General features: G+C 36.2%; 16 protein-coding genes. 7 read left to right on the forward strand and 9 right to left on the reverse strand.

Annotated features, from left to right (window positions below):
* Entirely contained in the window at positions 1-933 is a 933-nt protein-coding gene (locus LC419_RS05645; protein WP_223606436.1) for a YihY/virulence factor BrkB family protein, read from the forward strand.
* 124 nt (positions 934-1,057) lie between these two features.
* Here LC419_RS05645 and argS read toward each other — a convergent pair whose 3' ends face one another.
* The 7 genes from argS to LC419_RS05680 all read right to left on the reverse strand — a co-directional run bounded on the left by argS (position 1,058) and on the right by LC419_RS05680 (position 17,382).
* Positions 1,058-2,824: an arginine--tRNA ligase gene (gene argS, locus LC419_RS05650; RefSeq protein WP_223606437.1), complete on the reverse strand. Its 1,767-nt coding sequence runs from the start codon at positions 2,822-2,824 to the stop codon at positions 1,058-1,060.
* Positions 2,825-2,948: 124 nt separating this feature from the next.
* Entirely contained in the window at positions 2,949-4,382 is a 1,434-nt protein-coding gene (locus tag LC419_RS05655; RefSeq protein WP_223606438.1) for a SusD/RagB family nutrient-binding outer membrane lipoprotein, read from the reverse strand.
* 6 nt (positions 4,383-4,388) lie between these two features.
* Positions 4,389-7,415, reverse strand: a complete 3,027-nt coding sequence (locus LC419_RS05660) for a SusC/RagA family TonB-linked outer membrane protein (RefSeq protein WP_223606439.1) — start codon at positions 7,413-7,415, stop codon at positions 4,389-4,391.
* Between the two features lie 532 nt (positions 7,416-7,947).
* Complete coding sequence (locus LC419_RS05665; RefSeq protein WP_223606440.1) at positions 7,948-9,393, reverse strand: SusD/RagB family nutrient-binding outer membrane lipoprotein; 1,446 nt, start codon at positions 9,391-9,393, stop codon at positions 7,948-7,950.
* Between the two features lie 11 nt (positions 9,394-9,404).
* Positions 9,405-12,401, reverse strand: coding sequence for a SusC/RagA family TonB-linked outer membrane protein (locus LC419_RS05670; RefSeq protein WP_223606441.1), 2,997 nt, complete (start codon positions 12,399-12,401; stop codon positions 9,405-9,407).
* Positions 12,402-12,779: 378 nt separating this feature from the next.
* Complete coding sequence (locus tag LC419_RS05675; RefSeq protein ID WP_223606442.1) at positions 12,780-14,408, reverse strand: SusD/RagB family nutrient-binding outer membrane lipoprotein; 1,629 nt, start codon at positions 14,406-14,408, stop codon at positions 12,780-12,782.
* 10 nt (positions 14,409-14,418) lie between these two features.
* The gene (locus tag LC419_RS05680) at positions 14,419-17,382 is read right to left on the reverse strand and encodes a SusC/RagA family TonB-linked outer membrane protein (RefSeq protein ID WP_223606443.1); all 2,964 of its coding nucleotides are present in this window, start codon (positions 17,380-17,382) and stop codon (positions 14,419-14,421) included.
* Positions 17,383-17,750: 368 nt separating this feature from the next.
* Between LC419_RS05680 and LC419_RS05685 the strand changes: the two genes are divergently transcribed.
* Positions 17,751-18,335, forward strand: coding sequence for a ribonuclease HII (locus LC419_RS05685; protein ID WP_223606444.1), 585 nt, complete (start codon positions 17,751-17,753; stop codon positions 18,333-18,335).
* A 91-nt stretch (positions 18,336-18,426) separates the two neighbouring features.
* On the opposite strand, the gene yidC is transcribed toward LC419_RS05685, so the two are convergent.
* Both yidC and LC419_RS05695 read right to left on the reverse strand, forming a co-directional pair.
* Positions 18,427-20,223, reverse strand: a complete 1,797-nt coding sequence (yidC, locus tag LC419_RS05690) for a membrane protein insertase YidC (RefSeq protein WP_223606445.1) — start codon at positions 20,221-20,223, stop codon at positions 18,427-18,429.
* A gap of 179 nt (positions 20,224-20,402) precedes the next feature.
* Entirely contained in the window at positions 20,403-22,010 is a 1,608-nt protein-coding gene (locus LC419_RS05695; protein ID WP_223606446.1) for a CTP synthase, read from the reverse strand.
* Positions 22,011-22,162: 152 nt separating this feature from the next.
* Between LC419_RS05695 and LC419_RS05700 the strand changes: the two genes are divergently transcribed.
* The 5 genes from LC419_RS05700 (at position 22,163) to LC419_RS05720 (ending at position 26,893) form a co-directional block, all read left to right on the forward strand.
* Entirely contained in the window at positions 22,163-22,765 is a 603-nt protein-coding gene (locus tag LC419_RS05700; RefSeq protein WP_223606447.1) for a CDP-alcohol phosphatidyltransferase family protein, read from the forward strand.
* Positions 22,755-23,558 (forward strand): phosphatidate cytidylyltransferase, encoded by an 804-nt coding sequence (locus tag LC419_RS05705; protein ID WP_223606448.1) that lies wholly within the window; start codon positions 22,755-22,757, stop codon positions 23,556-23,558. The genes LC419_RS05700 and LC419_RS05705 overlap by 11 nt, the downstream gene beginning before the upstream one ends.
* A gap of 4 nt (positions 23,559-23,562) precedes the next feature.
* Positions 23,563-24,600, forward strand: a complete 1,038-nt coding sequence (locus tag LC419_RS05710; RefSeq protein ID WP_223606449.1) for a patatin-like phospholipase family protein — start codon at positions 23,563-23,565, stop codon at positions 24,598-24,600.
* Between the two features lie 254 nt (positions 24,601-24,854).
* Complete coding sequence (locus LC419_RS05715; protein ID WP_223606450.1) at positions 24,855-25,616, forward strand: SDR family oxidoreductase; 762 nt, start codon at positions 24,855-24,857, stop codon at positions 25,614-25,616.
* Positions 25,592-26,893, forward strand: coding sequence for a phosphatase PAP2 family protein (locus LC419_RS05720; protein WP_223606451.1), 1,302 nt, complete (start codon positions 25,592-25,594; stop codon positions 26,891-26,893). The genes LC419_RS05715 and LC419_RS05720 overlap by 25 nt, the downstream gene beginning before the upstream one ends.

Raw genomic sequence — 26,893 nt, forward strand, 5'->3', positions numbered from 1 at the left:
ATGATCAACAATTTCAAATTTTTCTGGGAGGTACTTAAAGAAACCTTTACTGAATGGAATGATTCTTCCGCATCAAAAGATTCGGCAAGTTTAGCGTATTATGCAATCTTTTCAATCCCGGGATTATTGATTATCATTATCTGGATTGCCGGAAATTTCTTTGGCGAGGAAGCTATCCGCGGCGAAATCAGCAACCAGATCAGCGGATTGATGGGAGCTGATGTAGCCAAAAGTATTGAAGGAATGATTGCGGGCGCCCTCATCGACAAACAGAATATTTTCATGAAAATAGTAGGGATCGGGTCTTTAGTATTTGGTTCTACTACTCTGTTTTTTCAGTTGCAGCATACTTTAAATACGCTTTGGGATGTAGAAGCTGCTCCTAAAAAAGCATTAATTAAATTTCTTCTGGACAGAGCCAACTCATTGGGAATGATCCTTATTTTAGGGTTCTTACTGATGATCACAATGATTTTATCTTCCATGATCAGTCTGTTCAACAACTGGATCACCAATTATTTTGGCCTTGAAACCTATATGCTGGTAGAGCTCGTGAATTTTGCCATTGGTTTTGGTCTGGTTATGCTCTTATTTGCACTCATGTTCAAAGTGCTTCCTGACGTAAAAATCAGCTGGAAACCTGTATGGAAAGGCGCTTTATTGACTACCATTTTATTTACGCTGGGTAAATTTTTACTGAGTCTGTATTTTGGTAATTTCAAACCTACCTCTACTTTCGGAGCGGCGGGAACCGTTATTTTAATTATGATGTGGATTAATTATTCCTGTATGCTGATCTTTTTCGGAGCCGAATTTACGAAAGTGTACAATTATAAAAAAGGCTACAAAGTCATTCTTTCCAAGCATGCAAAATGGAGTGCTGCGAAGATGTACAGAGATAGTGCAAAGAACAATGAGTTGGGAGAGAGTTGAGAGTTTCGGGGTACGCGTTGCGTGGTTTGAGTTGTGAGATTCTGTAGTATTAACAGTTGTTTATCATTTATACATTTTACGTTATAAAAAAAATAGCCTCCCAAAATTTCAGGAGGCTTTATTTTTACATTCTGTTCACTGTTGCTATTCCCAGTAATCTTAATGATTTTTGTATTGTTTTAGCCGTTATATCTGATAAATTTAAACGGAATTGTTTTAAATTTTCATCCTCAAGTTTCACCATTGGAGTGCTTTGATTCTGATAGAATGAGTTGTAAGATTTAACCAGGTCATAAACATAGTTGGCTACGAGTGCCGGGCTTAATGCTTCTGCTGCTTTTTCCACCACATTTTTATAATTGGCCAATAACATGATCAGTTCTTTTTCAAATTGATTGGCATCAACAGTAGAAACTTCTTTATACTGATAATTGGCTTTTGCCAACAACGATTGAATACGTGCATAAGTATATTGAATAAACGGACCTGTATTTCCATTGAATTCAATGCTTTCGTCCGGATTGAACAGCATTTTTTTCTTAGGATCCACTTTCAGCATGAAGTATTTCAAAGCTCCCATACCGATTATTTCATAAGAAGCTACTTTTTCCTCTTCTGAAAGACCTTCCAATCTTCCCTGTTCTGTCGCTTTTAGTTTTGCCGTCTCATGCATTTCCTGCATCAGATCATCAGCATCCACAACAGTTCCTTCACGGGATTTCATTTTCCCGTTTGGAAGTTCTACCATTCCATAAGAAAGGTGGAACAACTGGTCTGCCCATGTATATCCCAGTTTTTTCAGAATTTTAAATAAAACCTGGAAATGATAATCCTGTTCGTTTCCTACTGTGTAAATCAATTTCTGAATATTATTTTGTTTAAAACGCTCGACAGCTGTTCCCAAATCCTGAGTCATATACACAGAAGTTCCGTCTGAACGAAGCAAAAGTTTCTGATCAAGTCCTTCATCTGTAAGATCACACCATACGGAACCATCTTCTTTCTGATAAAGAATACCTTTATCCAGACCTTCCTGAATAAGATCTTTTCCTAATATATATGTATTGCTTTCATATTGTATCTGATCAAAATCAACCCCTAATCTTTTATAAGTTTCACTAAAGCCTTTATAGACCCAGGAGTTCATTTCTTTCCACAGATTTCTTACTGTTTCGTCGCCACTCTCCCAATCCAAAAGCATTTTTTGAGCCTCAATAATTGATGGAGCTTCTTTTTTTGCCTGATCTTCTGTTGAACCCTGTGCTACAAGTTCTGTAATTTCTGTTTTGTAGCTTTTATCAAATTCTACATAATAGTTTCCTACAAATTTATCTCCTTTTGTATTCGTTGATTCCGGAGTTTCGCCTTTCCCAAATTTTTTCCAAGCCAACATTGACTTACAGATATGAATCCCTCTGTCATTGATGATCTGAGACTTGATCACATCATATCCCGCTTCTTTAAGAATCTGGGCTACAGAAAATCCTAATAAGTTATTTCTAATGTGTCCAAGGTGAAGCGGTTTGTTGGTGTTTGGGGAAGAATATTCCACCATTACGGTAGAATTTTTCTTTTCTATGGTATCAAAATCGTTGCTCACAGATTTGAAGTTATCCACAAACAATTGGTTTTTTACCTTAATGTTAAGGAAACCTTTTACTACATTGAAACTTTCGAAGAAATCAGAGTACTCGGTTAGAGCTCCTCCCAGTTCAACACCAATATTTTCGGGATTCTTTTTCAGCTGCTTTACCAATGGAAATGTAACAATGGTAAAGTCCCCTTCAAATTCCGTTTTATTTTCCTGAACTTCCAGATTGATGTCTTTCAATTGAAAAACATTTAAAATAACCTCCGAAAGTTTTTTCTCTATGATATCTTTAATATTCATGTGTATCTATTGCTTTTTTAAAGACTGTGGGAAATAGTCTTTTCTTCTTAAAATTTTAAAGTACAAATATACGGAAATAAAAAAACCGCCCGAAGGCGGTTATTTGAATATGAATAACTATTTTTTAGTTGATATCCCAGAATATTTTTGTGGTCAGCTTATCACCGCCAATTGCAGCACTTGCAGCAGCACTATTAGTACCGTTAGTTGTAGCTTCTGCAGGAGGATACTGAAGTCTTACCGGAACTTTTCCACCGGCATTCGGAATCGCAGTAACAGGAGCAACTAATTGAGGGTAGTCTAATCTTCTGTAGAAATTCCAGGAAGTTACCGCTTGGTTATACATTGCTACCCAAGCCTGCTCTCCGATTGACTTTTTCCAATTTGACGGATCATATGGATGGGCTATTAAATAGGCTGGAGCATCTGAAGCTTTCCCCCAGTCCGTAAAAGAAGAGGTAACTGCATTGTTGTATAGGGTAGCAGGAGCACCTCCAATTCCCCATCTTGCAGCTGCTTCAGCAAGATAAAATTTCACTTCCGTGGAGCTTAAAAGAGTTCCCGCTGTAGTAGCTTCTCTGGTGAAAGTTCCAGGTTTTGAAAAGCTGGCGAAAGCTCCAGGAGCACCAATCACTTGTCCAATATATTGACCTCCGATTGGTCCTCTGTAATAAACACTAATTCTTGTATCAGCTGTGTTTTTCATGTAATCAACTAATGTCTTTCCAGCAATAAAGTCATTTCTGGAAGTCACTTCCTGATAGACCGGATTTTCATTTGGTGAAGAATTCAAATACTTAAATGTACAATCATCATCTGGTGAAGACATTACACCACCAGCGATCGCCTGGTTTACTGTAGTCTGTGCTAAACTTGGATTAACATCTGCCAAAGCTATTCCTAATTTAAGCAGTAGTGAATTCCCAAATTTTTTCCATTGTACAATATCTCCTTTGTAAAATACATCTCCATTTCCAAAAGAGTCTGAAGCTGTAGACAAGTTATTTATATCGGTGTTTAATCTTGAAATGAGTGATGTATAAACATCCGCCGCTTTATCATATTTAGGAAGTGGGTAAGACTCTATATCTAAAGCCTGTGTGTAAGGAATGTCTCCATAAGTATCCACCAGAACCTGGAATGTATACACCTGCATTATATCAATCATTGCCAATTGATTTTTCTTTATACCAGGCCAGGTTGCAGTTTCCTGAAGAGTGGGAACGTATGCTTCAATAATTCTTCTCGCCTGATCTAAATTCTTTAATGTATTTACATAGGTATCCGTCCAAACATTATTAGATACATTTCTATTTGTAAAATCGTAATTACTTTCATTTACATAAATAGTCTCTTGCCAGTACTGCATGGTCAGCCTAAAGTTGTTTTCATTAACACTAGGCGTTGTCATATAATCACTTAATTCTTTCTGAGCGAATGTTATTAATCCCTCAGGAGTTGTATTATATGATGCGTGTGGGTCTGTATTTACATCATCACTTGTCGAACATCCAACGAACAACATAGCGACTAACGATGTTACTATATATTTTTTCATATTTTCTTAAAAATTAATTTTTACATTAAACGATATGTTTCTTGTAGTCGGAAGCGGACCTGATTGATACCCTTGAATATTTCCCGCTGAAAGACCTGCTTCAGGATCTGAATAAGGAAGGTTTTTATGAATGATCCAAAGATTATTACCGATTAAGCTCATAGACATTCCCTGTATAAATTTAGAATTAAAGAAATCCTTATCAAATCTATAAGTGATTGCTACCTCTCTAAGTTTTACAAAACTTGCATCATAAATATATGCAGCTCCAGGAAGGTCTGTTCCCAAAACCTGGCTGGATCTTGATTTGTCTAATCTTATTGTATTTGTAATAAATTGCCCTGGATTATTTGGGTCAGCCATTACACCTGGTAAAATGGTACCACCACCGTTAGCTAATGTATTTCTTATCGGATTACCCAAATCATTCATTCCTACTGAATCAGGATAAATACCGGTTCCATAACCATAGAACTGGTCTAGTGAATATACATGTCCACCTTGTCTCCAGTCAATTAAGAAGTTTAATGAAAGGTTTTTGTAGTTTATCGTATTATTTAGCCCCGCGCTCCATCTGGCCTGAAAACTTCCCTGATTGAATACTGCTTTATCTGTTACCAAATAAGCTCCGTTAGCTCCTACGATTTTCTGACCATTAGAGTCATATACGTAATCAGAGGTCCAGATTGAGCCATAATCTCCATTTAAAGGAGCGTTCACACTTGCTCCACCTTGAAGTCTACCGATTGATATATTCTCAATACCCGGGCTAAGTGCGGTAACTTTAGTCCAAGGGTTAGACCAGTTTAAATTAAGATCCCAAGAGAAATTAGTTGTTTTAATTGGTGTTACACTAAGAGCTACTTCAAATCCTTCTGTTGTCAGCTCACCGGCATTCTGAGTTTTAGCAGCTGCCCCTGTAGCAAAAGAAACCGGCAATGCTAAGATTTGGTCAAACGCTTTATTCTGGAACCAGGAAACATCAAAACCTACACGGTTATTAAACAGCTTTGCCTCAATACCGACTTCCACATTTTTAAGTCCCTGAGATCTAAGTTCAAAGTTTCTCAATACAGCGTTGTAAGCATATACAGGAACATCTCCATAAGATGGCTGTGCAAAATATCTGTTTAGTAGTTGGTCTGCATTAGTATCCGATCCTACTTCAGCATAGGCAGCCCGTACTTTTCCGAAGTTCAGCCAGCTGGCCTTTATTAAATTTGAGAACACCACACTTGCAGACAATGAAGGATACCAATAAACAGCATCATTCTCCGGTAAAGCGGTAGATTGATCTCTTCTAAAAGTTCCCTCTAAGTAATAGGTATTTTTATATCCCAATGATACCTGAGCAAAAGCTCCATAAACATATTTTGAAACATCAGAAATCAAAGGTCTAACCGGATTTGATCTTGAGTTCGCAATGGTATAGATTCCCGGAGTATATAAACCTCCTGATGTAGATTGCTGATTTGAAAAGGCCTTTTGTACGTTAACATTTCCTCCTATTAATGCACTGACATTAAAATCATCCGTTATGTCCTTTTTATAGGTTGCAATAAGGTCATAATTGGTTTCATTAAATTTATAATTACTTAATGCATAACCAGACGGCTGATCGACTGTACCGTTTAATCCAAAATCATTTCCGATATAGGATCCAACAGCTTTTCTGTCTTCTGTAGTCATAGTGTATCCATCTGTTCCCATTCTGAACAATAGATTAAACTCTTTGCTTACATCATAATTTAAACTGAAGTTTCCGGCAAATCTGTCTCGGGAGTCATTTTGATAATTTTCATATCTCTGGAAATATGGGTTATCCCAGAATGCAGGCGTCAAATCATCAGCTGCATTTATATTCCAGGTGTAATTCTTTTTATAGTTATCATATAAATACTGCAGATCCTTAATGTCAACGTTTGTTGCCCACCACTGTCTGAAGTTAGTCATTATATTATCATTGTACCCCGTACTGTTTCGTCCTTTGGTCTTTTGAGTAATATAATTGGCATAGAAATTTGCCGTCAACTTATCTGTTAATTTATAAGATGCATTCCCACTAAAATTATTTTTCATTAGTGAGCTATTAGGCATAATATCAGAAGCATTGGTATTGGTATAGCTTAATCGGTATGTAGCAGTTTCATTGCCACCACTAAAAGCTAAACTGTTTACATAAGTTGCTCCTGTATTAAAAAACTTTATAGGTCCATTCTTTGCTGCCTGCCAAGGTGTTCTCTGCCCTTCAGTTGTCGATCCCGGCGTAAATGCACCATATTGCCATACCATAGACCCGTCATACGGGGAGCCATATGAAGCATCATTTCCAAATCCAACAATTGGACTGCCATCCTGCTCACCCTCAAAACTTGTTCCTCTGTATCCTTGCCCATATTGGGTTTGATACTTAGGAAAAGTGGATTTGTCTATAGTGGACATTGTGATAGAGCTCGAAAACTCCATTCCGATACCCTCTTTATTTTTCTTTCCTCTTTTTGTTGTAATAATGATAACACCGTTTTGGGCTCTTGATCCGTACAGGGCAGTTGCAGCAGCTCCTTTAAGAACGTTAATGGTCTCGATGTCATTAGGGTTTATATCTGATACTGAACTACCATAGTCATACCCACCACCACCAGTATTCTGATTAGCTGTGTTGATATTTTTATTCAAAATGGGAATTCCATCTACCACAAAAAGGGCCTGGTTATCGCCTAGTAGTGATTTATATCCTCTTGTAACAACGTTGATTGATCCTCCAAAGTTGGTACTTTGTTTAATCTCTAGACCTGCTACCTTACCGGATAAGTTATTTAAGAAGTTGGTTGTAGGATTTTTATTAACAGCATCACCCTTTACTTCCTGGGTTGCATAACCAAGAGATCTCTTCTCTCTTTTAATTCCGAGTGCAGTTACTACTACTCCCTCAATTTCTTTTGTTTTTACAGTATCATTCTTCTGCTGAGCGTTAGCAATAGCAACAGATGAAGACAATACCAAAACAAGCAGACTTGTTGTTAGTTTCTTCATATCAAATTATAATTTTGTGACTGTACAAATTTGTAAAACTTTCTTAAAATCACAAAACAAAATCTTAAAAAAATATCAAATATTCATTAATTATTAAATTTAGTATAAAATAAATTATTAAATTTAGTTAAAACAAGCGCAATTAACAAAAACAAAACATTTTAGCAATATTTTTTTTCAGAAAAACACAACTGCTTCCAATTGATATTTTCTATATGACATATTACCCAAAACAACAATAACAAACTGATAGTCAAAAGGATTCAAAATAATCTTTTGATAAATAAGATCAATAGCAAAAAACAAAACTATGTTATGCATACATTATTTTTCTACTAAATAAGGGAGATCTAAGGCTACAAAATCAAAAAAAGAAAAAATGGTCATAAAAACATAACACAACTTTGGTTTATATTGGATAATTGAAGCAAGAATCTTCTCAATGAAATCTTTTCAAACCTAAAAACAAAAAAAGACCGTTTTCACAAATCGTGAAAACAGTCTATTATATAAAATATAAATCGTAATTTTTCTAGAATTTATCCCAGAATAACTTTGTTGTTGCTTTATCACCACCGATCTTGCTCGCAGCAGCATTAACGTTTGCTCCATTTAACACATACTCCTGATCAGAATAAGGCATTCTGTATGGTACCGATGATAAGTTGGATTTTGGAGGATTAACAAGAGTTGGACTATCTAAACGTCTGGTAAAGTTCCAACTGGCAAATCCTCTATTAAATAAAGCTATCCAAGCCTGAACGCCAATAGATTTCTTCCAGTTAACCGCATCATAGGGATTAGCAATCAAATAGCTCGTTGTATTAGCAACGCTTACTCCATTTTCATTCATTGAAGCGGTAACTGCTGCCGTATAAAGATTTGCAGCTGTATCACCGGCAGAATAATTTCTGGCAGCTGCTTCAGCTTTAAGAAAGGCTACCTCCGAGTAGCTCAATAGGTTTGAAGCACTAGTTGCAGATCTAAAGTAAGGACCTAATTGTGAAAAACTAGTATAAGGATCATTTAACTCTCCGAAAACGCCACCTTTATAAACTCCTGCCACTTTCGTAAACCAGATATCCATTCTTGGATCTGATAAGTTTTTCATGGTATTCACCACCAATTCACTAGGTAAAAAGTCATTTCTATTCGAGGCCACTAGATTGTCAAAAACTGGGTTTGAAAATGTGTTCCCATCATACTTAAATTTATATGCCTCGGCATCAGAAGAAATAACTCCTCCTGATATTGCTGATTCAACAGTAGCTTTTGACAACGTGGGATCAACATCAGCCAAATTCATTCCCAGTCTTAATTTTACGGAGTTGGCCAGTTTTATCCATTTTGTCATATCACCTGAATACACCAGATCTCCTGAAGATTCCCCGCCAATTGGAGCATATCCTTTAACCGATGGTTTTATGGTTGCAATAACATTATTGATCCTTTTAATTAAATCCACGTAAATAGTTTTCGCATCATCATATTTTGGGCTTAAGATCTCATCAGGTTTAAAGGCTTCAGAGTAAGGAACATCCCCATAAGTATCAACTATATTTTCCCAGATAAAAATTTCTTCAATTTCTAACGTTGCCAATTTATTTGTTCGAATATCTTCAGTTTCAACTTCATTTTTTAAATTAACCTTTGCCTGTCTAAGATTATTAATGCTGTAAACATACATTCGATTAAAATGATTTCTAGGTTGATTTCTAGTAACCAAGTTATATTGAGTTTCATCCGGATATTGAGTTTCAGCCCATTGTTGCGTAAAAAACCTGTAATTATTAAAATTTACATTCGGATTATCCATATAATATGATGACTGATATAAAGCCGTTGCCAGTAAATTTTCAGAAGGCAGAACTGATGGATGTTTAGGGTCATCATTAAGGGAGGTTAAATCACTTTGACATGAACTTAAACTCAAACCTATACATACAGACACTAAACTTATTTTTATAATATTTTTCATTTTTAACGTAATTAGAATTTAAATGTTACATTGACACCTACATCTCTTGTTGTTGGCATCGAACCAATAGACCAACCATAAGAGTTAAGTCCTCCTCCTACCACAGCTTCAGGATCAGCATATGGTAAATTTTTATGAATAATCCACAAGTTTCTTCCAACAATCGAAATTTTAGCATCGTAAATTTTCGTTCCTGCTAATAACGATTTAGGAAGCATATAGCCGATACTCGCCTCTCTTAGTTTAATATAAGAACCATCATAAACAAACTCTCTCGAAGGCTGAGTTTTATAGCCGTAACTGCTTCCATTGTCAAACTGCGACAATGCTATAGTATTTGGAGTGCCATTTGGAAGAACGCCTGGGAGAACAACATTTTGATCCCTGTAAGACCCTTCAGCAGTTTCTTTGTATAAACCTGAAGACAAGCCATAATACATATCAGTTGAGAATATATCTCCTCCTTTACGCATATCAATTAAGAAGCTTAAAGAAAATCCTTTGTAACTGATACTGTTTCTAATTCCTCCAATCCAGTCCGGAGTTGTATTACCAATAATTTGATTACCATTCTGTAAATATTTGCCCGTAGCCGGATTAATAACTTTTTCGCCATTCAAATAGGTATAATCAGCACCTACTAACGTTCCCCAAGCTTCTCCTACTCTGGCATTCAAAGATACTCCTCCGGTAAAACTGTTTAACAATAAGTTAGTGATACCCGGGTAAAGTTCTATAACTTTATTTTTATTTTTAGACCAGTTGACATCAATATTCCATGCAAAATCTTTTGATTTGATAGGTACCAAGCCTAGTTGCACTTCATATCCGGTATTATCAATTCTACCAGCATTAACAACTTTACCTAAGTAGCCTGCTCCGGGAGAAACCGGAAGAGTAATAATCTGATCAACAGTTTTTGTTTTATAATAGGCAAAATCAAGCGTTATTCTGTCCTTTAAGAAATGAACCTCAGTTCCTACTTCAAATTCTTTAGATCTTTGGGGCCTTAGACCCAGATTAGATTGATTTAAAATTGGGTTATATATCCCAACACCAGATAAAATCCCTGCAGATCTATAATTATTGACTAACTGATAAGGATCTGCTGTACCTCCTACCTCAGCATAGTTCGCTCTCAATTTCCAGAAATTCATCCAGCTTTTAGTATCTAAGATTTCGGACATTATTAATGATCCTGTTACAGAAGGATAATTATAAACATTATTTCCCGCTGGCAACGTGGAGCTTTGATCTACCCTCCATGTTCCATCTATATAGAATTTTTTAAAAAAATCAAATGAAGCAGTAACATATCCGGAATTTGTTTGCGTAGTAGATTCATTTTCATCAGATGCCAAAGGCGACTTTTTTGAATTTGATAACGCGTAGATTCCCGCAACGACAAGTCCTCCTTCCGTTGAAGCATAAACAGAATTTAAATAATTCCTGCGTATATTTCCTCCAAGGACTCCGGAAACGTTAATATCATCCGTTATATCAAATTTATAATTCACCATTAAGTCATAGTTGGTTTCTGTTCTTAAAAGATCACGTCTTGCGTAGCCTGAACCAACAGAATTATTTGATTGCCCAAAAGCTTGTGGCAAAGATCCAATGGCTAATCTATTTTCAGCCATAAGATTGGATCTGTCATAAGATATTTTCCCTGTAACAGAAATTTTATCAAATAGGTCATAAGTTACCTGCGCATACGTGAAATTTCTAAATCTTCTATCGGATGTATAGTTTTGGTATGCCTGGAAATAAGGATTATTCCAGTAAGCAGGCGCCCCGTTAGCTGCAGATTTCCTGCTCCAGGTAACATTTCCAAAATTATTGGCTGCACTGGCAACAGAAGGATCAATGTTCGCAAAATAAGCTCTTTCCAGATCATTAAGATCCACATTGGTTTGCCACCACTGTCTGAAACCTGTCGCTATATTGTTGGAATATCCTGTAATCCCTCGTCCTTTAGTTTCCTGTAAAGTCAGTGTAGAATAGAAAGAAGAGTGTAATTTAGGAGTCAGATCATAATTAACCTTTAAGGAAAAATTATTCTTATTGATGTGCGAGTTGGGTACCAAACCATCGGACATCATATTATCATACGTAAAACTTATATTTTTTCCTTTTTGTCCTTTTTCCAGAGTTATACTATTGGTATATGTTGTAGGATTATTAAAAAACTTAATAGGTCCATTTTTAGCAGCTACCCAAGGTGTCGCTTTTTTATAGTTGGGAGAAGTGGGATCAAAGGAATCCCATTGATACACCATTAAATTAGGATCAAATTTTGGACCCCACGATGCATCCGCTCCATAGTTCGCATTGTTAAGACCATCTGCATTTTGTGATCCAAATTTTTGAGAATAACCGGCACCATAACTTGTCTGATATTCAGGAAAAGTAGATTTATCAATAAAACCAACCTGCATTGAAGATGAAAATGTGACTCCCCAAGATCCATCATCTTTTCCTTTCCCATTTTTAGTGGTGATAACAATCACTCCATTTAAGCCTCTTTCTCCGTATAATGCAGATGCTGCCGCACCTTTCAAAACGTTGATCGATTCGATATCTTCCTGATTAATATCAGAAAGAGCATTTCCATAATCTACATTTTTTTCCTGAGTATAGGTATTGTTTACCGGTGATCCATCGATAACAATTAGTGGATTTCCTCCTCCTAATGATTTAACACCCCTTATCAATAGGTTTGACGAGCCTCCAAAGTTATTGTTTGTTGTCACATTAAGCCCGGCTACTTTACCTGATAACTGAGATGCAATATTACCTGTATTAGTAGTTCCATCTGAGAGTGCACTTGCTTTAATTTCTTGCGAGGCATATCCCAAAGATTTTTTCTCTCTTTTAATTCCGAGTGCGGTAACTACCACTCCCTCTATCTCCTTCGTTTTTAGCGTATCGTTCTTTTGCTGGGCATGAGCAACAGCGATAGACGAAGACAACACCAAAACAAGTAGACTTGCTGTTAATTTCTTCATATAAATTTTAATTTTTGTAGCCGTACAAATTTGTAAAACTTTCCCAAAGACGCAAGGAATTATAAAAATAAACGACTATCATTAACTAAAAAGAATAAACAATAGTAATTAATTCACTAAATAATGATTTTTAACAATTTTTAAAATAAAGAACCAAAACATTAATTATTTTTTTTCATAACACACCCAATCTACAAAAAAACTCACAACAAGTAGAAATAATTTGATTTTCAAATACATACAAAAAAAATAAATATATCCCTAACTATCCGGATAATATACAGTTATAACACATACTCAAAAAAAACCTTACAAAAAATCATAAAACAAAAAAAACCGCCCGAAGGCGGTAATAAAAATATATTAAAACTTGTCGAATTAATTTTGGTTCCAGAAAGGAGTGTACTGGTTTTTAGTAAATACAACATCACTTCCGATATTCGGTACATTCGCTGAATTGGTAGCAAACTCAGAATTAGGATAAACCAATCTGTATGGTCTTCTTGATTTCACCGCATTTACAGCAACTGGGTTGTAAGGAAGTTCAGTTCTGTTATATTCAATATACATCTCTGTCGGATTTATATTGGTAAGTGCTAGCCATTTTTGAGTCATTATAGCCTCCATTTTTTGAGCATCTGTTCCGGTCCAACCTAAACCTGGCTTTGCAGCAATAAGTGTAAGATAGTTGTTTGTATTTGCTGCTGTAACACCAAGCCAAGTTGCGGAAGCAGAAATTGCAGCATTAAAAGCAGTCTGCCCTCCAGTAAATAAAGAAGGATATCTTAACGAAGCCTCAGCCAATAAAAGCTTTATCTCTGCAAGTGACATTACTACACCTCCTCTCGCATTGGCTAAAGTCAATAACTGTCCAGCATTAGCAAAAGTTCCACTTCCTGCCAGATTTCCACCTGCTAATTTTGATACACTTTGATTATCTGTAGGAGCCCCAGGCTGCCCTGAAGTAGCACCTTGTCTAACCCCTTTTACCTTTTGTACACCATTATAGTTAACGTTAGTAAATAATCTAAATCTACGAGGATCTACAACTCCGTTGAATTTCTGATACTCTGCAGCAGTACTAGCTTCAACGTTTCCATTTAAAGCAATCGCCAAATGTTCTGAGGAAGTAATTACTATATGATTTTGAACCTCAGCAGGTGTTGTATTATAAAAATAATTGAAAGCAAATGGATTCAGTTTATCATTATCGGCGCTAGAATAACCCGGTTTTTCAATAACATCTGCTGTCATTAAACCTGTTCCCATACCAGTTGCAGTACTTAACGCTGACAACTGAGCATTACGGTACGTAGCAAGATCACCGGTAACATTTGACATTCTTAACAGGAATCTAAGTTTAACAGTATAAGCAAAGGCTTTCCATTTAGTCATATCACCGCCAAAAATGATATCCTTCCCCGCCGGATCCACCGCAGCTTCATTATCTAAATCTATTAAAGCAACTGCTTCATCCAAATTGGTAATAAGTGATTTGTAAATATCAATATCATTATCATATTTCGGAGCAAGATTGTTTTGACCTTTAAACGCCTCAGTATAAGGAGCATCTCCATATAAGTCTACAATATACTGCATGTAAAAGGCTTTCATCACTTTAGCCATAGCAACATATTTATCTTGGGCATGATTTCCGTTTGGATACTTTTCAATTACAACAAAATTGTTAACATTTTGATAGATGTTATCCCAAATTCCATCATAAAACTGGCTATTGACAGCTGAAAGTGAAAATTCATTTGGGTATAATCCACCGTAATGGTATACATCTCCAGCCCAAGAGTTCATCATTAAATTACCAAACTGCATCATATCTCCTGCCTGTGCTCTGTAAGACTGTGCCATGGCACCTGGTAATATTAGCTCAGGCGTAATATTCTCTGCATGGATAGAGTTTGGGTTTTCATTAATATCCAGGTAATCATTACAAGATGTTAATGAAGCCGCCACTATAACGGACGAAATTATATATTTTAATTTATTCATTTTTAGAATTTTAGAAAGTTATGTTAAAATTGAAACCAAAATTTCTAGCGGTAGGATACTGGCTTGTCGCTAAACTAGCTCCAGTCTGCATTTCCGGATCACCAAAATTTCTGTTATCTTTTGCATAGATTACAAAAGGATTTCTTGCATACACACCGATGCTCATACTGTTAATGAAAGTATTTGACAATACTGATTTTGGAATAGCATAACTTACAGCAATTTCTCTTACTTTTAGTGCTGTACCATCTACTACAAACTCTTCTGCAATATCACTTCCATAGTTAGTTGTAAAATAATTTACAGCCCCTGCATAAGTTGGATCATCACCTACTGTTGTTGTGTTGGTAACATATATCGGATTAGCAGCTGTACCTGTGTTTTGAACAGAGTTTGGTATAACATATCCATTAGCACGGTTAAAATCAGCTTGCTTTTCAAGTGTACCTACATATGACATTAGCGCTTTAGTTTCAGAAATAAAACTGTTTCCAGTTCTATAATCTGCAACAGCACTAACCGTAAAGCCTTTCACTCTGATAGATGTACTGAACGCTAAAATATAGTCTGGATCCAATTTCCCTAAAAGCTTATACTGGCTACTTACCAACGGGATACCTAAATCGTCTACGATGATTCTACCTTCAGGATCTCTTTGATACGCTGTACCCATTAAAGAGTTTGCACTTTCACCTAAGACTGCATAAAATCCAGCTGGAATACCTTGTCCTGCAGCTCCTCTAGGCACAGATAAAGCTCCGTTATCCAAACTTGTAACGACAGATTTATATGTTGCATAAGATCCTTTTAGGTTCCATTCGAAGTCCTTAGACTTAAAAGGAGTTACTCCTAATTCTAATTCGAAACCTCTGTTTCTCATAGATCCTGCATTATCTAATACAGTACTGAAACCTGTAGCATTAGATACACCACTTCTGGTAATCAAACCATCAGTTTTAACCTGATAAACTGATCCATCAAAAGTAATTCTATCTTTTAAGAATCCTAAACTTAAGTTGGCTTCTAATGTATTGTTAAATTCAGGTTTGATGTCCTGAGAAACCGGAGTTGTATTAATGATATAAGATGAAAGCGTTCCGAACGGGAAACCTGTTGGGAAAACACCTACTTCATCCACTGCATAAGCATCCAATACAGAGTTACCTGTTCTTGTAAACCCTCCACTTACTTTTGCATAAGTAAGAATATCTCCATTGGTGATATTCTTAAAAGCCTTTGTAGGGATAAATGAAGCCCCAACTGAATAGTAAGAATAACCTTCATTTCTTAATGGTCTGTCTCCTTCTCCTACTAGCGGCGTTTCACGAATACTTAAAGCAGATGACTGCTCGTATCTGTAGGTTGCATTTAAGAAAAGGTAATCTTTATACCCTAAATCCAAGTTAGAAAACCAAGCAACGTTTCTTTTTCTAAGTTTTCCATTGTTAAGATTATACCAAGGTGTAGAATTCAGTACATTCTGAACATTATACCATCCCGGAATCTGTAAATTGGTTCCTCCAACTTGTGAATAATCCTCTTTTGTATCCTGAATGTTATTACCTAAATTAAGCTTAAAGTTAATATCGTCAGTTAAATCATAATCGAAATTTAACATTAAATCTCCATAATATCTCCAGATTTTATTTACAGATTTATTATAAGCAGATACAATAGCCGTACCTCCGTAATCTAAATATGTAGTCCCATCATAAGGTGTACCAGTACCAGAATACGTCCCAGCTTCTTTTGCTCCATATGCATCTGTATGAGTCTCAATTACACTAGAGATTGTGGACATATTTCCGGTATATGTCAAACTAATGTTTTTGTTGAACTCATACCCTAATGAAATAATACCATTGAATGTAGTTGTATTATTATCATTACGCTGATGATCTCTTAACCAATACGGGCTACGGGCAAATGCAGTCCAGTGTCCATCCATACCAGAGTTAGCATATCTTCTAACATCAATATTGGTAGGAGTCTGAATAAGCTGTCCAAACAGGTTGGCTCCAGACTGGGAAGTATTCTGATCAATAAAATTGAACGTAGCATCAATTCTAAGCTTTCCTAGTTGCTTACCCCCTTTATAGAATATTGTATTTCTTTTTAATTTATCTCCTTCAACCATGAAATCATTTTCCACTCTGTTGAATGACAAGAATGAATAAGAGTCTTTACCTCCTACATTCATTGAGATTCCATTCTGCATTAAAACTCCATTTTTGAAGAATTTATCTGCATTATCTTTTCTTGCAGCAAAAGGGCTGTAGATCAGACTTCCGTCCGCTTGTGGCATACCCGCGATTAGCAATTGTCCTCCAATCTGAGGGTCATTATAGGCAGGTCCCCAGCTACCATTCTCATAAGGCACCCAGTTTGCTCCACCATATTCAATACTACTGAAATCTGTAGGCTCACCTGTCCAACCTTGACCATATAATTGTTGACGAATCGGTGTTTTATAAATAGAAGATACATCTATAGAAGATGTTAAGCTAAATTGTATTTTTTCAGATTTAGTTCCTTTTTTAGTAGTAACTACAATAACACCATTACTTCCTCTTTCACCATATAGTGCAGAACCTTGTTGTCCTTTAATAACGTTTACACTTTCAACTACTTCAGGAGGTAATTGTTGAAAGATACTTAGAGTAGATATAGCTCCATCAATTACAATTAGTGCCTGGTTGTTACCTGAGATAGATCTTGCCCCTCTAATTGTTACCGTTGCCTGGCTATTAACAGAGTTACTGGTTGTGTTAATTTGTAAACCTGCTACCTTACCAGTTAATGCTTGCGCTGCATTTGGGTTTACGGCCTGATTAAGTTCTTTGTTATCAATAACCTTGTTACTGGTAATAACAGCATCCTGTCTCTTTTTAAGACCAAGTGCACCTGTAACAACGATCTCACGGATGTCATTAACCTGTAAAGTATCACCTGGTGTATTTTGCGCGCTTACCATCCCAAAGGAAGCGGTAAGAACAATCGCTAAAACACTTGTAGTTAATTTCTTCATATTTAAATTGATTATTTTTTTTATGATTGCAAATATGTGAAACTTTCTTAAAATCACCAAATATTTCGTTAAAAATATTTAATTTAACAAACAACATAACATCAAGAGGGACAATACTTAGAAATATTTCAACAAAATATCCATATCATTTAAAAACACACAAAACACAGTAATTAAAAACAATACATTCATTGCGTCAAATGGAAGCAATATGTTTACTAAAATAATGATATATCTAAAAAAAATACACATCAGCTTAAAATGCAATTTTTACTAATTTTACACCTCATTTATAAAATGATATAAATAATTATATGGATTTATTGCAAAAGTGGACAGATCTGTACATTGAAGCCGGATGTGACGAAGTAGGAAGAGGATGCCTGAGCGGACCCGTGGTTGCAGCAGCTGTTATTCTGGATGATAGTTTTGAGCAAAACCTGGTTAATGACTCAAAGAAACTGACATTCAAAACAAGGATGGAACTGGACAGCTATATTAAGGACAATGTAAAAAACTACGCCATTGCTGAGCTGCCTCCGGAGTTTATAGATGAGCACAATATTCTTAATGCGAGTATTCACGCTATGCACCGTGCGCTGGATCAATTAACAATAAGACCTGAACTTATATTAGTAGACGGAAATAAATTTCATCCTTACAATTTCATTCCTCACCAATGCATTATAAAAGGAGATTCAAAAGTTCTTTCTATTGCAGCAGCTTCAATTCTTGCTAAAAACTACAGGGATAAACTAATGATCGAACTTCACGAAGAACATCCTGAATATAGCTGGAATACCAACTTCGGCTATGCCACAAAAGCGCATCAACAAGCCCTCATAAAACACGGACCAACAAAACATCACAGACAGTCGTTCAGACTGAAATATGATTGATTAGAGACAATATCTTCCGATCAGAATTCAATATAAACAAAAAAAAAGAGAAGCAAATTTTGCTTCTCTTTTCTATTATAAACTATTTATCTTATTTCTTTTTTTTCTGCTGATCCTGTATCTTCTGTTGATCCTGAGCTTTCTCCATCATCTCTCTCATTTTCTTCTGGAACTTACCTTCAGATTTTGGCTTTTCTTTATTCGCCTGGATCTGCGCGTGGATTTTCTTTTCATCCAGTATCACGTATTTAATAACAAGGATAATTAAAATGTTAATCGCGTTAGATACAAAATAATACCAAGAAAGACCAGATGCTGATGTGTTCAGGAAGAAAAGGAATGTGATCGGGAATATATACATCAACACTTTCATATTTGGCATTCCCTCCTGCTGAGGCTGCTGCATATTTCCTGAAGTCATTACGGTATAGATTAAAATCACAATCGTACATGCTATTGCAAAAACACTTAAATGATCTCCCAAGAAAGGAATCTTAAATGGTAATTTAATCAAATCATCATAAGCTGTCAAATCTTTTGCAAACCAGAACCCCTGTCCTCTAAGATCAATAAAGTTCGGGAAGAAACGGAATAACGCATAGAATATCGGAATCTGTACCAGTGCCGGAAGACATCCTGCCATTTGGTTCACACCAGCCTTTCGGTAGATTTCCATGGTAGCCTGTTGCTTCTTCATTGGGTCTGCATCCTTCAGCTTCGCGTTTACTTCGTCAATTTCAGGACGAATCACTTTCATCATCGCACTCAGTTTATGCTGCTTGTACATAATTGGTGATAAGATCAACTTCACAATGATGGTCATGGCAAAAATAACCCAACCTGCAGATAATCCCCAACCCGCAATAAGACTGTACAGCCACATAAAGAAGTAACGATTCATCCACCCGATAAACGACCATCCTAATGGTAGAATTTCGTCAAAGTTCTTGTCATAAGATTTTAACAGAGGTAAATCAAGTGGCATAAAATACCAGGTAAAATCCTGATTAAGCTCACTTCCTGTCATCTGTACGAATCCTTCAAAATTAAGTTTTTTCAGATACTCTCCTTCTTCGATCGCTTCCTGATTTCCTTTACTCTGCGTAAAACCGTTTTTAGCTTCGATCACGGAAGTGAAGAACTGCTGTTTTACACCGATCCAGTTAAGCGTTTCTTTTTCCTCACTCATTTCTGTTCTGCCATCATAATCATAATCTTTATAATTATTGAAAGCATATGAGAATTCAGAGTGAGACTGCTCCTGAGCTCTACCTTTTTCTAAGTTTCTTACATTATAATCCCAGATAAAGTCTGCTTTGTTATCAGAAGTAACGGCAGCAAGCCCTTTTGTTCTTACTTTAAAATCTAGTGTATATTTTGGAAGTAATGTATAAATAAACTGAATAACCGCACCATTGTAGTTCGCTGTCATCGTTACAACATTTCCATTGACAGCCGATGCGAAAACTAAGTCTTTAGTATTAATCACTTTTCCGGTTTTGTCTTTAAACTGAAAGCCGTAGTTGGAATTCTTTTTATCGATCAGATAAAGAGGAAGATCTGCCTTATCTGTTTTATGATCATATGCTTTGTACTCCGAAAGCTGTACTTTAGAAACCTGCCCTCCTAAGCTTGAGAATTCCACATTCAGCTCTTTGTTGTTCAAACTGGCCGTCTGAATGGCACCAGGAGTTACATTTGGATTGATATTATTGGCCTGAGTCTGTTTTACAGCATTTTTTACCTGCTCGATTTTCTGCTCCTGAGCTTTTACCTGCTCTTCTTTCGACTGCTTGTTCTGGAAATAGAACATGAATCCGAAAAGAACCAGACATAAAACCGCAAAACTGATCATCTGACTTTTATCGATTCCTTTGTTTTCTTGCATTTTATTTTATATTAAAATTTTAAATTTAACCCAAGTATCATAATATGCTACTTTTTGAGCTGACAAAAATACTGTTTTTTTATCAAAACTCTATGCATTACCGTGTTACTATATAATAAACTCAAGCTGAGAATAATCAGCCTGAGTTTATGATAAGACGTTTATGGTATACGATTACCTTATTTCTTTTCGCAAGCCTTCACAAAAGCTCTGAACAGAGGATGCGGCGTTGCTACTGTACTTTTATATTCTGGGTGATACTGCACACCTACATAGAACGGGTGATCAGGAAGCTCAAGAGCCTCTACCAGACCTGTTTCAGGGTTGATACCCGTTGCAAGGAAACCGTTCTTTTCAAACTCCTGAAGATAATCACTGTTGAATTCATAACGGTGACGGTGTCTTTCAGAAATATTTTTAGCGCCGTAGATATCATATAGCTTAGACCCATTCTTCAATGAACATTTCCATGCTCCAAGACGCATTGTCCCTCCTTTATCCACTACATTTTTCTGTTCTTCCATGATAGAAATTACAGGATCCGGTGTAGAAGTGTCAAATTCCATGGAGTTGGCTTTTGAATGGCCAAGAACATTTCTTGCAAACTCAACAGTCATGATCTGCATTCCTAAACAGATTCCCAACATCGGAACTTTATTCTCTCTTGCATATTGGGCAGTAAGTACTTTTCCTTCGATTCCTCTATCGCCAAAACCTGGAGCAATAAGAATTCCGTCTACACCATTTAAAGTTTCTTTAATATTTTCAGCGGTGATATCTCCACTGTATACCCATCTTACTTTCACTTCAGTTTCAAGACTTGCACCGGCATGTTTGAAAGCTTCAGCAATAGAAATATAAGAATCCTGCAGAGAAATATATTTTCCTACTAAGGCAATTTCTACAGTTCTTTTAGGGTTTTTGAATTTTTTAAGGAAAGTTTTCCAGTCTTTCAGATCAGCTTCTTTATCATTTTTAAGATCCAGTTCTTTTAAAACTACATCATCAAAATTCTGTTTCTGAAGATACATCGGAACTTCATAGATCGTTTCAAGATCTTTACATTCAATGACATTATCCAGAGAAACATTACAGAATTGAGCCAATTTCGCTCTCTGGTCTTTTGGAATATTGTGTTCTGTTCTGCAAACCAAAACATCTGCCATGATTCCGCTTTCCATCAACTGACGAACGGAATGTTGAGAAGGTTTTGTTTTTAGTTCACCGCTTGAAGCCAGGTAGGGCAACAGCGTAAGGTGAATCACCATAGAATTTTTCTCACCAAGTTCCCATTTCAACTGACGTACAGTTTCAATGTATGGAAGAGATTCAATGTCTCCTACAGTTCCTCCGATCTCAGTAATGATGATATCGTAGTTCTGCTTGGAAAGCATTTTGATTCTTCTTTTGATCTCGTTGGTGATATGAGGAATTACCTGAACCGTTTTTCCCAAGAAATCTCCTTTTCTTTCTTTTTCGATAACCGTTTGGTAGATTTTCCCTGTAGTAACGTTGTTGTTTTGGGAAGTAGGAGCATCAAGATAACGCTCGTAGTGGCCTAAATCCAGATCCGTTTCTGCGCCATCTTCGGTTACATAGCATTCTCCGTGTTCATATGGATTCAGTGTTCCCGGGTCGATGTTGATATAAGGATCCAGTTTTTGGATCGTTACGTTAAAACCGCGTGATTTTAACAAAAGTCCCAGAGAAGCAGACACGATTCCTTTTCCCAAAGATGAAGTTACACCTCCTGTCACAAAGATGTACTTTGTATTCTTTTTACTCATTAGATTAGGTTTGTGCAAAGTTATGGGAAAAAGAAACACAAAGCAATTTTTTAAATTTTGAAAATGGAAAAACCCTGCTCTATCAATTATAAATTCCGGTGAAAAAATTTATCTATATTTGATAAACACAAAGACAAAAAGCGATAACCATCATGATTTCCGTATATAAATTAAAACCAAAATTCCAGCAACTGCTCACTCCTGTTTTATTATTTCTGCATAAGCACAATATTACAGCCAATCAGATCACAGTAAGTTCCATATTACTGTCGGTAATGATTGGAGTATTATTCTGGAATGCAGATCTGTCGAAATGGTTCTTCCTGAGTCTTCCCATCGGCCTGCTTTTAAGAATGGCTTTGAATGCTCTGGATGGCATGATGGCAAGAAAATTCAACCAGACCAGCAGATTGGGTGAAGTTTTAAACGAAGTGGGTGATATCGTTTCTGATGTGATCATCTTTTTTCCTTTATTAAAGTTCCAGCCTGAAAGTGTATACCTTATCGTTATCTTTATTGTATTAGGTATTATTAACGAATTTGCCGGTTTGATAGGAAAAGTTATTGGAAAGCAACGCCGTTACGATGGCCCAATGGGGAAAAGCGACCGCGCGTTAATTCTCGGAATCTATGGTCTAGCTGTATTTTTCGGGGCAGATATTTCAGGGATTTCAACATACATTTTCGGCCTTATCATTGTTCTGCTGATGGTCAGCACGTATATCAGATTAAAGAAATCACTGCATGAATCCTGAAGAAAATAAATTTGCAGATGTTCCTTTAAGGGTAAAAACATGGATCTACATTATCATCGTTTTTGCACTGGGCATCTCACATCCTCTCGCTATGAAGCTTTTTGTTTCATGGATAAGTTTTCAGTGTTTCTTTGAATTTTTAAGACTTTTTAAGATCAATTCGAACCGTATTATTCCATCGTTATTTATTGGAACCGCATTGTTTTTTCTGTTGCATTTTTTCACCATTGACAACTATTTTATCTACGGTTCTGCTTTGACCATTATCGTTTTGCTCTATTTTCTCCTTTTAAAAATAGCAATGAAACAGCTTTACGGCATCTTCACCGCTTTATTGATCTGTCTGTTTTCTTTTCCGCATTTGTCATTCATTAGAGAATCGGCTTCCGGATTAAATTCAATTATATTCGTGGTCGTTGTGACTGAGCTTAATGATGTTTTTCAATATCTGATGGGTAAGTTTTTCGGTAAGCATAAAATCACCCCTAAAATAAGTCCTAATAAAACTTTAGAAGGATTCATTGGCGGTGTTTTTCTCACGGTGATATTAAGCAACATCTTAGGATTTTTCTTACTAAAGACAGACGTTTTCGTTAATACAATTATAGGAGTTATCCTTGGAGTTTCAGGATTTTTCGGTGATGTATTGATGTCTTATTTAAAAAGAAAAGCAGAAATAAAAGATACAGGAACCCTGCTTCCCGGACATGGCGGTCTCCTCGACAGGATGGACAGTTTGATTTTCAATGCTCCCATTTTCTTCTGGATCCTTTCTCTTCTTGTAAAAAATTAAAATCATGAGTGAAAAATTTAAAAGAGCTGTTCTATTTTCAGGAGGCGGAACCAGACTTATGATTTACCTCGGAATGTATGCTGCCCTGGAAGAAATGGATATGAAGCCTGATTTGTTGATCGCTTCCTGTGGCGGAGCATTTGCGGCAACGGTGATCAACGCTTTTTCAGACACTATTTCCCGAAAGGAATATTTAAAGTCGGAAGAATATTTCAGGTTTGTATCCGGTACGGTTTTAACAAAGCATAAAAAACTTTCTCAGATAGGACTTTTTTCATTACAAAAAATACTTGACAAGAGAAATGCCCCATATATTGAAGATGTTTTCAGCAGATATCTGGTTGAAATGCCTCAGGATTTAACCGAAGTCTTTCCTTCCTTAAAAAATGTTCGGTTTTCAAAAGAAATACCTACCGTCATCATCGGTTCAGAAATTATTTTTGATCCAAAAGAAGCAGGACAGGAAAGAAACAGAAGGAAGCTTTATAGGAAAATCATTTTGACGGATCAAAAGACGGCAGTAAAAATTAATCCTGAACAAATCATCATTCCTTCTGAAAATATGATGAACAGTGCTGTAGAAAGACTTCCTGTTGTAAAAACCGATCTTTCTCTGCTTGAAAGCACCCGCATTTCCGTTTCCGATATGTTTTATGTGGAACCTTTTTTTCTTCATGGAAAATATTTTGCAGGCGGAGCGATTGATCTTATTCCTGCTGAGCTTGCTCACCATCTTGCAGACAAGATCATTATTGAAAAAAAGCAGACATACAGTTCTGTTGAAGAAGCTTTCGTACGAGCTGTCCTTGGTTTCAGTGGTAATGAAAGACTTTCGGAGATTGAAAAATTTCCTGTGAATTTCAAAATTGACACTACACATATTAAACAGGATTTAAAAGGACATTATCTCAAAAAAGGAATCAATTGGGGAAAATTGGAGATTGATTTTTCTTTTCCAAAAACCTATGAGCAATTTGCAGAAGATATGGAAATGCAGTGGCAATATGGTTTTGATCAGATCATGAAATCAATTTGTAGGTAATTTTTATGATGAAATATATTTTGGCTAAAGCCAAATGGTACAATTTCAATTTTCAGTAAACAGGCTAAAGCCCGTTCCTATTGAATATTTAAAATCTTTGATTTTCAAAAAACTTATGTGAACTTCTAGCCACCAATTTTCATACTTAAAATTACTAAAGTGTTTAATAAACTTTTGAACCTTTTGTGGTTGATAAAAATCCAACTTTCAGTTTTAAAATCTATTTTTACATAAAATTCAAATCACAACCTCTCATGATTATTTTTATCGCAGGCGGAACTTCCGGTATCGGCTATGCTCTTGCCCGGCATTATCTTGAAAAAGGATATGATGTAGGAATCTGCGGACGAAATCCTGGAAAGGTTCCTCAAAACACCTTTGAAAATCTAAGAATATTTCAGGCAGACGTTTGTCATATGGATTCAATTGCTGCTGCAGTCCACTCTTTTCAATCCGGAGGAAAGACCCTTGATATTTTCGTCAATTGTGCAGGAAGTTATGCCGAAGATGTAGCCGGAAAAATTTCCTACGAAGAAGCTGAAGAAATGCTGCAAACCAATATTTTAGGCACAGCCAACTGCTTTGAGACCGCCCGGAAAGCAATGAAAGGACAAAAAAAAGGCAGCATCGTGGTCATCGCTTCTGTTTCAGGAATTTTGGATTACGAAAATTCCAGTCTTTATACCAAAACAAAACGGTCTGTGATCAAGATTTCGGATGCTTACCGTCGTGCGTTAAAACCGTTCGGGATTTCTGTAACAGCTATTGCTCCCGGATATGTAGACACCGAAAAACTCAGACAGCTTAACAATCATGATCTTCACAAAAAACCATTTCTTACTGATGAAGAAACAGCCGTAAATATTATTGTAAAAGCTATTGAAAACAAGGAAAAACTGGTAATTTTCCCGACAAAAATGAAATGGATGATGAAATCATTATCCATACTTCCTTCTTTTTTATTAAACATAATCATGTTCAGGAAAGCCCAATGGATGAAAGACGACCGACCTTAAAACAGCAAATTTTCGCTTTTGCGCTCTGTGCTATTGTATTCACGACTGTTTACAACTTTGCTGCGTGGTATACTTCAAGAGCTGAAAAAGTTCCGTCTTTTGTATTTGATTTTGAAAAATACATTCCGTTTCTGTCGTGGAGCATTATTCCGTATATGACCAGCGTTATTTTTTTCTGTTGCGTATTTTTTTTCTGCAGAGATAGAGAGCAGCTTAGCGTTTTGACCAAAAGAATGCTTTTCACGACGGTTACAGCGGGATTGTGTTTTATTCTATTCCCATTGCAGTTTTCCTTCGCAAAACCATTGACAAACGGCTCTGTTCTGGACTATTCTTTTCAGTTTTTAAAACTATTTGATTCCCCTTTTAATCAATCTCCTTCCCTTCATATTGCGTATGCTTTTATTTTCTGGAGCATTTTCAGAAACTTAAAAAAATTCCGGACCTTTTTAATGCTCTGGTTTATTATGCTGGGAATTTCTACCCTTACAACTTATCAGCATCATTTCATTGATATTCTTTCGGGAACTGTTCTCGCTCATCTCAGCTTTATGATTTTCCCTTATCGTAAAAATGATTTTCAGTACAGAAATTTCCAGGTGGCCAATTTCTATTTCCTGTTTGGATGGATTTCGGTTTCTGCGTCAGTTCTTATGAACCAGTTTTATGGACACTTGTGGCTTATTGTATTGTGGCCGGCTGCGATGACCATTATTATCGGATATCAGTATCAAAAGAATAATATTTATTTTTTAAAAGACAAAAACGGAAACATTCCATGGTGGAAAAAGATCTTTTATGCGCCTTATCTTATGATTTATTGGATATTCTGGAAGTTTTTGAGGAAGAATAAAAAGCCGTTGGAAATCGCCCCCCATATTTATATTTCATCAAGACCCGGCCGTGCAAATCTGCATTATTTCGAGATCAATAGGAATACTTTAGTCTATGATCTTTCAGCAGAAATGGAGGAAATATCTGAATTAAAAAATAAATCCTCCTATCATTCTGTTCCTTTTCTGGATATCGGAGCGTTAGATATTAATCAAACCCAAAAACTGATTACAGAAATCACCGAAAACTATCGAAAACTTCCGGCAGATGGAAAAATATTCATCCATTGTACGATGGGCTTTACAAGAAGCTCTGTCATAGGCATTTTAGTAATGAAAAATATTCTATCTTTACCCATAGATGAAGCAGTAAACACCATGAAAGGCATTCACAAAAATGCATTAATTCATCCTTATCTGAAGGATTTTTTGAAAAAAATTTAA

Origin of the sequence: Chryseobacterium sp. OSA05B (genome assembly GCF_019970065.1) — a bacterium.
Lineage (GTDB): Bacteria > Bacteroidota > Bacteroidia > Flavobacteriales > Weeksellaceae > Chryseobacterium.